The following is a 12,569-nucleotide window of genomic DNA, read 5'->3' on the forward strand; positions in this document are numbered from 1 at the left end:
AAAGTCGCTAGCGGGGTTTGTTGTTTTTAAGAGCGTCCTTAATGTGGCGTTTAAGCCAGTTTAAACGTTGCCACTTTCGAGTTGAGATCCTCAGCTTGCGATTTCAGCTCAGCAGATTGATTCATCGATTCTTCGGCACCAACTACCAAGTGATCGGTCACATCTTTAATGGACGTGACGTTTTGCGTGATTTCATTGGTTACGTGCGTTTGCTCTTCGGCGGCTGTCGCAATTTGCGTTGCCATATCGCTGATCAGCGCAACGGCCGCGTTGATTTCATCCAGAGCCAGTGCTGCGCGATCAGCATCTTCCACCGAACCTTGCGCGAGCTGAGAGCTTGTATCCATGATAGTCACAGCGCGTTGTGTGGTTTGCTGCAAGGTCTCGATCGTCGAGCGAATTTCTTCGGTTGAGGTGTGTGTGCGTTGTGATAGCACGCGAACCTCGTCTGCAACAACGGCAAAACCGCGACCTTGTTCACCTGCACGCGCCGCTTCAATCGCCGCATTCAGAGCCAGTAAGTTGGTTTGCTCTGCGATGTCTCGAATCGTTGATAGCACGGTTGAGATGTCTTGCGCGTGCTGGTTGAGCTCACCGATGACAACGCTCGCTTGGTTGACTTCAGAAGACAAATTATTGATGGACGATTTGGAGTTGATCACCAACTCATGACCATTTTGTGTGCTTGCTGAAGAGTCTTGAGCGGCTTTAGCCGTCTGCTCTGCATGTGCGGCAATCTCTTGCGTTGCCGATGCCATTTCGGTCACAGCGGTCGCCACCATAGTGATTTCTTGTTGCTGATGGTTCAGATCAGAAACCGACTGATTCGCGCGAGTCGTGCTCAGTTCTGATTGCTGGCTTAGTTCTTCCGCTTGGTGACGAATATGACCAATAAGCTGCTGTAAACTTTCAACAAACTGGTTGAAGTTTTCAGCCAGTTCACCAACTTCGTCACGGTTTTCTACTTTGATGCGTTGAGTCAGATCGCCGCTACCGTTGGCGATTTGCGCAAGCGCATTCGAAACATTGTAGAGCGGACGGAACAAGATGTTACATAGCAGGTTAAACAAAGCCACACAGATAACGACGACGATAGTGGTTGCGATGATTTGATCCCAAACTGCATCGTAAAGTGGGGCAACCAACGAGTTTTGATCTAACACTGTGACCGTTGTGAGTTTGGTACCCTCTATGTGGCGCGCGTAAATCACATATTCGATGCCGTTAATAGAGACGCGACGTTCTGTACCTGAACGTGCGGCTGACGTAATGTCGTTGTTGTTGAGGCCTAGCTTGCTAACCGGTTGATTCAGCAGTTTACCGTTGTTATGAGTGAAAATATTGCCCTGTTCATTGGCAATAAACATATAACCTTCACCCGGTAGGATCACTTGGTTGAGGCTGTTCAGGATATCACCGATCTCTACGTCAGCACCCAGAACGACGGTTTGACCATGCAATTGCAGGGCTTTACCGAGCGACACCACATTCGCACCAGTTGCAGCAGCAACGGTCGGATTATCCATAAAGACTTTCGATGGATTGGCAATGGCGTTGGTGTACCAGCCCCACTTGCGAGGATCGTTATTACCTGGTGGCAAAACCACCCCATTAGCGTTGTCTTGTGACCCGTCCGGGTAAGCGAGGAAAACGTTATCGAACGCGCCAGAGTCTCGGACTTGTTTCAAATGTGTAACCAGAGAACGTTTCTCTGAATCAGAAGAGAGTGAAGTCAGTGCGCGCTCTTTAGAGAGTAGCCAGTCCTTTACGTATTGATTGTAAGATGCGCTAGTGCTTTCTAGTCGCTGTGCGACTTCGACATCGAGCCTATTTAATGAATCTCGAAAAGACAGCCCCTCTACCAGCACTCCCCCTAGAATGATGGCGGCACTGGCAGAGATTGCCAGTTTGTTTTTTAATGATAGATTTTTGAACATAAAGCGAATAATAGATCTTTGAATAATAGTTGTTGTGTTTTTATTCTCATCAGTGCTCTCTGCGCTGTTGAATATGCAGCAGAAAGTCAGATTCGAATCTGTTCAATAATTATATTTTATTGCTCAAAATAAATACTGACTCCATGTCGCGAATTTGAGTTTTACACCAAATAAGCAAAAGGATTTGGAACGATATTATTTATGTATTTGTAAAGTAAGGATTTGTCGATTTTTGTAAATGAGAATTGATTTCAATAAATGGTGATCTTTATCACATTTGCGTGTCTGATAATCCATTAAAAATGTGAAGGTTATAGCACCGGATATATATTGATTAGCTTAATCATTGTTATGGGCAATCGTTATGCGCAGTATATTGTTAGTCCCCGCGTTATTAGTGTCAGGGTGTGCTCTGATACAACAGTCGACGCCGATTCAACCTGACGCCAACTGGCACGTGGACCAGTTATCGAACGGTATGAAATACCATCTCTATCCAACAGAAGACCAAGAAGTCTCGGTCCGTTTGGTGATGAATATCGGCTCATTCCAAGAAACATCTTCTCAAAAGGGTTACGCTCACTTTGTTGAGCATATGGCGTTTAATGGTAGTGAGCATTTTACCGGTAACGACGTTGTCAAACTTTTTGAGCAATCTGGTGGTAGCTTTGGCGCTGATATCAACGCTTTTACCAGTTATCAGCAAACGTCTTACCAACTTGACCTTGCGAATAATACGAAGCTAGAAGATGCCCTGAAGTGGATGAGAGATATCGGTAACGGACTTGAGTTTGCTCCTGAGCAAGTAGAGAAAGAAAAAGGGGTGATTCTTGGGGAATGGCGACGTGCTAATCCAGATGATAAGTCCTTTTCTATGCATGCTTACCAAGCCTCGATTGAAGGCACTATGTATGGTGAACATGACCCAATTGGTACTCGCGAAGCGATTCAAAACGCTTCCTCGAGTAAGTTAAAGGCGTTTTACGACAAGTGGTACCAGCCACAAAATGCCGAGTTGATTGTGACTGGTAATATCGACGTAGATTCACTGTCCAAGATTATCAAAAGCAAGTTCTCGAACTGGGAAAGTACCTCGGATACGGTAATAGAGAAGCGCCGTGATATTCGAGTGAACAACGAAAACAGAATCTTGCCAAGTAACACGATGGAATCACCAAGTCTTCATTTAGTGATTGAGCGTGGTCTAAGTGGCAGCGCGACGATTGAGCAACAACATGAAGTGTGGCGTGATGAAGTCGCAACACAACTCATTCAACAGCGTTTGATCCGTGTACTCAGTGATGCCGCTGAACCTTTTCAATACGCTTATGCAGAGCCCTATTACTCTAACTATCAGCGTATGATGTCGGCAGGGATTTCGTTTGCACCAGATCGCCGCGAACAAATGCACCAGACTTTCATTCGTACCTTGGCGTCGTTAAGAGATTATGGTGCGACTCAATCCGAGTTAGATAGCGTTATGTCAAATTGGCAAGGTGAACTTGCAAATATTGATTCAGATTGGAGTCAGCGTAAGCCAAACAGTTACGCAGAAGCACGTGTTTTTCAAATTGGACAAGACAGTGTCAGCCAATCAAAAGAGAATTATGCCCAGAGTTTGGCAGAATTCATCAACAACGAGAATTTAGAGAGCATTAACACACAATTGACGGCTTTGTTATCTCAGCAGCCAAGCTTTTTTATTGGTTTGGGGAAAAGCGAAACGTCAGAACAGTTCAATGGTGTATTTGCCGCTCTAAACAGTGCCTATCTTCAAACTGGCGAAAAACCGTTAGAGATGTATGACAAAGTGGATGGATTCTTAAAGCCTACCCAGGAAGGCAGCATCACGAGCATGCGTCAGGAAGCGGGTGGTTTTCAAGTCTATACGCTATCAAACGGTATCGAAGTGTGGTTCCAAAAAGATACTAAAGCGGGTGGTCGAGCGTATATTTACTATGCGAGCCAAGGTGGTAAAGCCGCTGTTGATCCGACGTTGTATGCCGCTTATGAAATCGCAGCAACAACGGCAATACGCAGTGGGTTAGGGACATTTTCTGGTTCAGAGCTAGATAGCTACTTACGCAAAAACAACATTGCGCTTGGCGCGATGCTTGATGCGACCAGTCACGGAGCTCAAATTACGGCGCCAAATACGCACCTAACTGATGCTTTGAATGGACTATACAACCTAGCGACGGAGATTAAAGTCGACGAGCGCCAGATGGAAGCAGCGAAGCAAGAGTTTAAACAGCAGAGCGGCGCTTTTTTTGAATCACCGATGGGAAAACTGATTCAAAAAGCAAACGGCAATTCTTATTTGCCGGGTAGTCGTCATCGTATAGTGTCCAGTGATGATGTTGAACAAGTGACTTCCGAGCAGATACTAGCGGTGCATGAGCAACTTTTCAAAACCAATGATGGTTTTAAGATGGTTATTGTTGCAAACGTAGAGCCGGAAGAAATTACACCACTTTTGCGTAAGTATGTGGCCTCTATCGAAATGAAACCGAGTCGTTCGATTGATTATCACGTTGCGTTTAACCCGGAAGTGCCGGAGCGAACTGTGGTTGCGGATGGGCATGAACCTTCATCGTTGTATGTAATGCGTTTGACTAATACGAGCGATTACCAACGTACGGCAAGAGACACGGTTATCGAAGATATTTTGCAACGTATTAGTAATGCACGTGTTTTGGATATTGTGCGAGAAGAGTCTAGCCTTGATTACAGCCCGAGCATTTACACCATGACACAAGATCGCGAACCCATCTCTGATTGGCTCTTGGAGTCTCAAGTTGAGCCCGAAGACGTGGCACTTTTAGAGAGTAAACTGGGCAAAGTGTTTGATGGTTTAGCGTCAAATATTACCCAAAAAGAAGTGGATACGGCCGCGAAACAACTGGCAGTCGCGATGCAAGGATTGGATGACAACCCAGCACAGAGATCATGGGCATATACTCGTTATTTGGTGCATGATTACGGCGTCGATGTGTTGCTTGACGTTGAGAAAGTGGCTAAGAGTGTGACGTTAGATGAAGTGAAAGCGCATGCAAAATCAGCTTTTGGTCCACAAGCAAAACGCTCGGTAATGGTTTTAAATCCGGCCGAATAATCACGTAGTTTCTGACGAAAATCGTGGCAATAGTAATAAAAAAGACGGCGTGAAAGCCGTCTTTTTTAAGCACTTTAATCAAAGCTTTTATGCTGATTTACGCGAAAGTCGCTTTTCATTGTTGGTGTTATTTTCTTTTGTGATCGCACTGTCTTGAGCCTTACCCTTTAACGTTACCACTTCCTTTTCAGGTAATTCGGCTGCTTCACCAAAGAATTTGCCACCAGGTTCAATGCTGAGGTTATTGCTCCAGATCCTACCGCTTACGCGTCCCTTGGCAAGCACTTGAATGTGTTCTGCGTGACAGTTTCCGTCCATCATGCCATTAATGATCAGCTGTTTAGCGTAGATTTCACCGTTTACTCGCCCGCTTTCTGCGACAACGAGAGTGCCTTCCACGTTAATTTGACCATCGACGATGCCATCAATCTGGACATCGTTTTCTACTTTGAGTTCTCCGCTAAGAGAACAGCCTTTGGCGATGAGAGTTGAAGCTGCTGAGCTACTCGTTGTTCCACTGTTTTGATTAAAGATTCCCATCGTATTCTTCGCTCCTTAGTAAAAATGTCTTCGAAATCATTAAGGCTCCAATCGACAAATGGTTTCGGATTCAGTGCTCGCCCAACAAATCGCACCTCGTAATGCAGGTGAGGGCCAGAAGAGAGCCCACTGTTGCCGGAAATTGCAATCAGCTGCCCTTTTTTGACGAACTGACCACTTTTTACTTTGAACGCTTTCAAGTGCGAATAAGAACTCGAAAAACCGAAAGAATGTTGTAGCCTGAGGAAGTTACCAGAGCCTTTATTACTGCGGCGGGTAACTTCCACTACCCCATCGGCAGGGGCATAAATTTTGGTACCGATATTTACGGCAAAATCGAGCCCACGATGCATTTTGGCAACTTTTGTCACCGGATGGATACGCTTACCGAATCCGGAAGATAGCCGTACGTTGCCGACTGGAGAGCCACTTGGTATTTGGTTTAATAACACCATGCGAACGTTTGAGGTTATCGCCGCTGCATCGAGCCTAGCATCCAAGTTATTTGTCGAGGTATGTTCTCCAACCCCAAGCACTTTCTCTAATTCACCCAAACGTTCCGAAACAAGTTGTACCCGTTCTTCCCGTTCTGAAAGGTCATTTTCTAGCTCTGATTTAAGTGTTTTCAGTGTGCTGAGCTCTTCACCCATGGTGCGTGAATGCTCTGTCAATTCAGCTTGTTTTAACGCTGCATTATCAACGCGAGTGTACAAGTGATGAATTAAGATTACGGTCGCGGCCAGAGCAACAACAAAAAAAACGAAAAACGTTTTTATGTTGCGTTGCATCCTTTTACTGAAGTACCAATGTCTTGAGCCATTGATAGTTGATATAGAGATCGTCAACTGGTCTTTCATCGTCTTCTATTGCTCGTATTTGGTATACGTCTCGTCACTGAGTTAGTAGGAATGTAAGGAAAACGAGTAGGGACTGCCAGAGGCAAATTGGAAAGAAGTGTCAGGTCGTGAGGCGTTTTCAGATATTAGATAAAAGACTCAATAAAGATTTAATATTCTGCTGATTTTGGTCGTAATTACTCCAAATCGCTTCATTTAACTGAATATTATGATTTTTAAGGCGGTTATCCGAGAAATTGGATTGTGAATATTGCCAATAGCATCCGCACGCAATTCAACTTACTTCACGGTTTGCCTTATAAATGTTGGATAATTTATCAAACCGACATTCATTACATCGATAACTTGTTTATGATAGCGGTTGATATAAAGCACTATTCATTGGCTTTAAACCTAAGCGTTACATTTCGTTTAGGAACACATAACTATGACAACGGAGTTGGTCGTGAAAAAACTACTATTGGCTACAGCAGTGGTCGCAGCAGCAGGGGGCGCTGGCTACCTGTACCAAAACAATACTACCGCGAGTGATGCAGGCTCACTGTTAACGCAAGTTCCTGCAGATTCACTTATGGTGACGTATCAGACTGAACCTTTTAACCATTATAAATACATGAACGCATTCGGTACGGCGAATCAAGGCTCGATTGCAGAACTTTTTGCCGATGAACCACTGTCTCCACAACAGCAGTTTGCAGTTAACTTATTCGATGGATACCTAGAGAGTGCTGCGTCGCCAGAAACATTAAAAGCTTATTTGGGCACCGGGGAAAACATTAATCCTGTGTTGTACACAATTGGTATGGTACCGGTGTACAAAGTGGATATTGAAGACCCTGCCGCGTTATGGAAAACACTGGATCATGAAGAGCAGATGAGCGGCGCTAAGCATGAGTTGGTTAAGCTTGGTGAAGTCGAGTATCGTCGTTACGAGATGACTGATTCAATTGACCCGCAGGACGGTATTGGCTTGGTTGTAGCCGTGGTTGATAACGTGCTTACGTTAACGGTTGATGTTCCGCAACTGGGCGTTCAAAACCCGATTAAAATGGCATTAGGGCTTGAAGCACCAAGTCAAAATATTGCTGACAGTGGACGCCTTGAGGCGTTGCAAGCCAAATACGGTGAAAACAACAACTCTTTTGGTTACTTTGATCATCGCGAAGTGATTAAAGGTTTGACGACGAAAGATGGCAATATGTTTGCTCGTCAAATCAGCACGTTGGATGCAATAGATCCTGAACCAACTATTGAGGAAATGCGTTCACCAGCCTGCCATACTGAGCTTACTCAAGTTGCAGAAAACTGGCCTCAGTCCGTCGCGTTTGCAGAATACAAGATGAAAGGCGATCAGGCGTTCATTAAAGGTTCTTTTGTTGTTGAGTCCAACAATAAAGTGATTCTAGATGCGCTCAAGTCAATTCGTGGTGTATTGGCAGAGTCTAAAAGTGATAAGAGTTTCTTTAGTATGGCGCTTGGTTTAGACATTAATACGCTAGCGCCATCGATTGGTCAGATTTGGGCTGACTTGACCCAGCCTCAATATCAATGCTCTTTATTGACACAAATGCAGCAAGAGATGGGCGGCCAGAATCCAGCAGCCGCTGTAAGCATGGGGTCAGGCATGGTTAACGGCCTCAAAGGCTTAAGCCTGCAAATGTTTGATATCAAAGTAGATACTAATGCTCAGCATGGTGAAGTATTTAGCCAGCTAGATGGTATGTTGTCTCTTTCTGCCAATGATCCAATGATGCTTATTCAAACTGCGCAAATGTTCGTTCCTGAACTTGCTCAATTGCAAATTCAACCGGATAACCAACCTGTTAATGTCAGTGACCTATTAGAAATGCATACTGGCATGAAGGTGGACGTGTTTGCTCGTCTAAACGAAAACCATTTCACCCTTTACAGTGGTGATAGTGCTGCGGAAGCAAGCAAAGAAGTGATGGCGCAATCACTTTCTCCAAATGGCTTGTTCAGCTTTGATTTTGATTCAGAGCGTATTTTGGAAGTGTTAGAGAGTGCGTCGTCAATCACTGGGGAGCCGGTTCCGGATGATGTTGTCAAAAGCTTACAAGGCGAGCTTGTTGGTGGTATGACGATGGACGTGACAGACCAAGGTATTGGTTTTGAGTTTGATTACCGTGGTGCAACTAAACCTGTAACGGTTGCACAACAGTAACACATTGAGTAGAAAAAGGCGGCATATGCCGCCTTTTGTTATTATGTACCGCATTAAAAAGCGAGTGGGAAGAGCGACGCTTACTCATCTATTTGAGGATGAGAGTATTGCTGATATTCAGGTAACTCTTTTCTTAAGTTACCAAATGTCGCCCATGCACTTTCTTTTGAAAGTTTGTTGATCAGCCAGTTTGGCAATAGACCTCCGGGATCAGCAAACGCCTTGTATTCCACGAGTGTTGTATCGTTTGTGAGTTTTTGTAACTCCCAAGTCGCATCAACCGAGCGAATTCGAACATAACCATTTTGTTCAGCAAGATATGAGTCAGGTGCGCTTTTGATTTCTATGGTGAATCCCAGCTCATCGACCCAGTACTTTGAGTAGGTGACCATATCCCGATTTTTGGCAGGCCATGGTGCTTTAAACTGGGTGTAAACGATGTTCTCGGTGGCCGATATCTGATTTAAAACCCGGCTATGACTGGCATTGTCAATCCAGTTCGGGATGTTGTCACTGTCTTCCAGTAGCGTTAAAAATGCACCATAGCTGGTGGGTGTGAACATCCGGGCACGGATCTCAACTAAACCGTCACTATGTTCTCGGGAGTAAATTGTGATTCCATTCTTGTCACTCTCGAACTGCCAGTTCTCGTTGGCGCTCGCATCAGTACCAGCGGATATCAATGTGGCGAGTGTTACGGCGCCCATTCTTAAATGCAACATCATGTTAGTATCCGCCAACTTTTCCTAAATTTAAATTTATACGATTTGTTGTAGCTATAAGGACAATAGTATGTTTGTTGTTATTGTTCTGAAGGTTGCTCTGCACTAAAGCCACGTTGAATGTTGGTGAAGGTAAGCGATGCAAATATTACGATAACGATCGCTAGATGCCATGCTTGACTCAATCCAAGCTGCACCAGAGTTAAGCTGACCAATGAGGAGACGACCATTTGTCCACCACCAGACATTGCCGCTGCGGCACCTGCTTGCTTTTTATAAGGTTGCATTACCATCGCTTGTGCACAAGGTAGGGCAATACCATTACCCAAGATCATTAATAGCTGTCCTAGCATCAGAAATAGAGGCTCAACAGGGCAGAAAAATAACCATATTGCGGCAGCGAGGTGAAGAAATGGGGTGCAAAGCAGCATTTTTTTATTGCCAATAATTGGCCTTACTCGGTTACAAATCGTGGTACCACATAACATACCCAAAGCGGGAATGAGCGCCCACATCGCGTATTGAGCGGAGGTCATGCCAATTTGATCTTGCATGATAAATGGCATCACAGAGACTGTCGTAATCATTAAGCTGAAGTTTAACCAACTGATACTGGCGAAACTCATAAAGTAACGAGACGTAAGTAAGCTCTTGTATTGGAGTAACATTTTTCGGGGTGACGGAATGACAGAACGTTTTGTGATGGTTTCTGTGAACTTAAAGGCGATGATTACCCAGGCCAGCGAGACATAGCCCAATAGAGAAATAAACACCATACTCCAACCGAAGTGGAAGTTGATAAAGCCGCCAATCACAGGTGCAATAAGTGGCGTGATTGAAGCCGCCATGGCGATGTAAGACATTGCCACTGGGAGTTCATCCCCGCTAAATCTATCTCGAGTCGACGCCCTCGCGAGTACCGCGCAGCATCCTGTACCTAACCCTTGTAAAAAGCGCCCCATTACCATCCCTGTAAATGTGTCACTGAAGAAAATAATCATCAGCAGACCAGACATCGCGATGAGTAAACCGGTAAGTAATACTCTTTTTCGTCCTAAAGCATCTGACACTGGCCCGTAGATAAATTGAGAGGGGCCAAAGCCGAGCAAATAAATACTCACAAGTAGTTGAGCTTGGTCGAGGGAGATGGAAAAGTCTTTTGCTATCCATGGCAAAGAGGGCATGACTAGCCCCATGCTCAACTGGCCAACGCTAATAATAAGACAGGCGAGTAGTATAGTATGAAAGTTGATTGGGCGACTCATGACTGGTCTCCATTCAAACAACCTTTTTGGCGTCGTGATCTTAAGCCGCCTTCGTCATCCACTTCATTTAGCTTTGCTTTGACCCGCTTCACAGTCGATAGACTGACTTCGCATTGCTCTGCCACGTTTTGCAATGTGTAGCCTTCTAGCAGTAACGTTGCGATCTGTTGGTGTTTGGTTTTGTTTGCGGGGCGGCCGCGAAACTTCTGTTTCCATAATTCTGGCTGCTCTTTAATGGCCTGTCGCCCTTGCTCTGCGGCAAACAGGCGATGTTCAGTCTGCACTTTCCCATATCCAGATAACACTGTGAGTAGTGTTTGAGTTTGAACAGAACCTGGCTCAAAAGTTAGTGATTCACATACGGTTTTCAATGTTACCCCTTTATCGAGTAGCATTTTTATTGTGTTCAATGCTTGACTAAAGTCGCGACCAAATGCGGTCAGCCACCAGAGCACAATCGTATCCCCAGTTCTGACGGAATCGAGCAGTCGTAAGAATGCCTCTCTCTCGGTTGGAGGCATGCAACCACGAACCTTATCCTCAAAATGCTGAGCTTCGGGCGCAAAAGCTTTTAGAGTATTAAGGTGCTCTTGGTAAGCTCGATTTTTTGGCGAATAACGAGTGTAAAGATACGTGGTCATAAGGATTATGAGCCTCTTTTTGTTTGGTTCATATAGTGTAATGGCTCATAAATATACATGGGTTCATTAATGCTTACAACACTAAATGAGCCGTTTGGGAGTCAGAGGCAAATAAAAAAGCCAACCGAATGGCTGGCTATAGCTATTTAAGCTTTTGTTGTCTGGCGCTCGATTAACTTCACTGGCACCATCATTTTTACTAGGCTGCCGTTTTTCGTATTAATTTGATCAACAATGATCTTCACGCACTCGCGAGCGAGGCGACGGAAATCCTGGCGGAACGTGGTTAATTGATAGCTTAACCATTCTGTCTGAGGAATATTATCAAAACCAATGACTTGTAAGTCCTGAGGAATCCTCAACCCGCATTCTATACGGGCGATATCCATGACCGCCATCGCAAGGTTATCGGTTGCACAGAACACCGATTCAGGCCGATTTTTGTCTGCCAGTATGGCACGGACTTTATCAAGTGAGCTCGCGTAGTCATAGCTGGCTTCAATGATGCGTGGCGTCTTGCCGGTTAGGTCTTCAAATTCAGAGCAGAAGCCGCTTTGACGTTCGTCATTCGTAAAGGTTGGCACTTCTCCCGTCAAATAAACCGCGTTCTTCACGCCACTTTTGTGCAGAAGTTGCGCAGCTTGTTGGCCTGCTTCGTAGTTGTCACTGATAACGTAGCTACTCCTAGTACCTTCAACAACTCGTGCGTATTGAACAATTGGGATATTAAACTCTTCACATTCTTCATAAAGGGACTTATTGAAGGTTGCGGAAGCAGCAATGACACCATCGACGCGATACTGGAAGATATTTGGGATTGAGTGGCCCTCTTCTTCATCCACTTGCCATGGAATCAATACGGCAGAATAACCTTTTTTCTGTAACTCACTGGAAATTAATTGCAGTGTTTTCATATGGATAGGGTAATCCGCATCAGGAAACACCAAACCTATCAATTTCGATTCGTTTGTGGTCAGGCTACGTGCAAAGGCGTTAGGGCGGTAGTTAAGGGCTTTAGCCGCTTCAAAGACTTTTTGCTTGGTCTTTTCGGATACTGAGCTACCCGGAACAAACACGCGCGATACAGTAGATTGAGAGACGCCTGCCATCTTTGCCACATCTTTTGATGTGACTACGTGTTTAATTGATTTCATGAATAAAACTTAGTTGCCAGTAATTGAGGTCATAAGACTAGCATAAATAGGTACGTATTCATAAATGTTCTGACAGGGTATCCTAAGTAGAATAATGGCTTTGGAGTGTTAAAAAGCAAAATGTGGGTTAACCCATTTGGTTTGCTTTGAGCTAGC

General features: G+C 44.8%; 9 protein-coding genes. 2 read left to right on the top strand and 7 right to left on the bottom strand.

Going from position 1 to position 12,569, the window contains the following annotated elements; all coding sequences use genetic code 11:
• Positions 1–50 precede the first annotated feature (50 nt).
• Positions 51–1,937 carry a methyl-accepting chemotaxis protein gene (locus H9L11_RS17575; RefSeq protein WP_005383451.1) on the bottom strand — a complete coding sequence of 629 codons (1,887 nt, stop codon included), beginning with the start codon at positions 1,935–1,937 and terminating at the stop codon, positions 51–53.
• Between the two features lie 364 nt (positions 1,938–2,301).
• On the opposite strand from H9L11_RS17575, the gene H9L11_RS17580 reads away from it, so the two are divergent.
• Positions 2,302–5,052 (top strand): M16 family metallopeptidase, encoded by a 2,751-nt coding sequence (locus H9L11_RS17580; RefSeq protein ID WP_033906636.1) that lies wholly within the window; start codon positions 2,302–2,304, stop codon positions 5,050–5,052.
• An 87-nt stretch (positions 5,053–5,139) separates the two neighbouring features.
• Here H9L11_RS17580 and H9L11_RS17585 read toward each other — a convergent pair whose 3' ends face one another.
• On the bottom strand, positions 5,140–5,592 hold the full coding sequence (locus H9L11_RS17585) for a polymer-forming cytoskeletal protein (RefSeq protein ID WP_080276973.1): 453 nt from the start codon (positions 5,590–5,592) through the stop codon (positions 5,140–5,142).
• Positions 5,496–6,449: a M23 family metallopeptidase gene (locus H9L11_RS17590; protein ID WP_005374721.1), complete on the bottom strand. Its 954-nt coding sequence runs from the start codon at positions 6,447–6,449 to the stop codon at positions 5,496–5,498. Before H9L11_RS17590 ends, H9L11_RS17585 begins: the two co-directional genes overlap by 97 nt.
• A 427-nt stretch (positions 6,450–6,876) precedes the next feature.
• On the opposite strand from H9L11_RS17590, the gene H9L11_RS17595 reads away from it, so the two are divergent.
• Positions 6,877–8,631 (top strand): hypothetical protein, encoded by a 1,755-nt coding sequence (locus H9L11_RS17595; protein ID WP_017634495.1) that lies wholly within the window; start codon positions 6,877–6,879, stop codon positions 8,629–8,631.
• A gap of 80 nt (positions 8,632–8,711) precedes the next feature.
• Here the strand turns inward: H9L11_RS17595 and H9L11_RS17600 are convergent, their stop codons facing one another.
• From H9L11_RS17600 to H9L11_RS17615, 4 genes are all read right to left on the bottom strand, one after another.
• Positions 8,712–9,356, bottom strand: a complete 645-nt coding sequence (locus H9L11_RS17600; protein ID WP_149191699.1) for an START domain-containing protein — start codon at positions 9,354–9,356, stop codon at positions 8,712–8,714.
• A 77-nt stretch (positions 9,357–9,433) separates the two neighbouring features.
• A complete protein-coding gene (locus H9L11_RS17605; RefSeq protein ID WP_064376320.1) occupies positions 9,434–10,618 on the bottom strand; it encodes a multidrug effflux MFS transporter in 1,185 nt (394 codons plus the stop codon).
• Positions 10,615–11,259, bottom strand: coding sequence for a recombinase family protein (locus H9L11_RS17610; RefSeq protein ID WP_132936235.1), 645 nt, complete (start codon positions 11,257–11,259; stop codon positions 10,615–10,617). The genes H9L11_RS17605 and H9L11_RS17610 overlap by 4 nt, the downstream gene beginning before the upstream one ends.
• A gap of 146 nt (positions 11,260–11,405) precedes the next feature.
• Positions 11,406–12,413: a LacI family DNA-binding transcriptional regulator gene (locus tag H9L11_RS17615; RefSeq protein ID WP_205391326.1), complete on the bottom strand. Its 1,008-nt coding sequence runs from the start codon at positions 12,411–12,413 to the stop codon at positions 11,406–11,408.
• Positions 12,414–12,569 lie beyond the last annotated feature (156 nt).

Origin of the sequence: Vibrio sp. sp1 (assembly GCF_016920955.1) — a bacterium.
GTDB classification, from domain to species: domain Bacteria; phylum Pseudomonadota; class Gammaproteobacteria; order Enterobacterales; family Vibrionaceae; genus Vibrio; species Vibrio alginolyticus.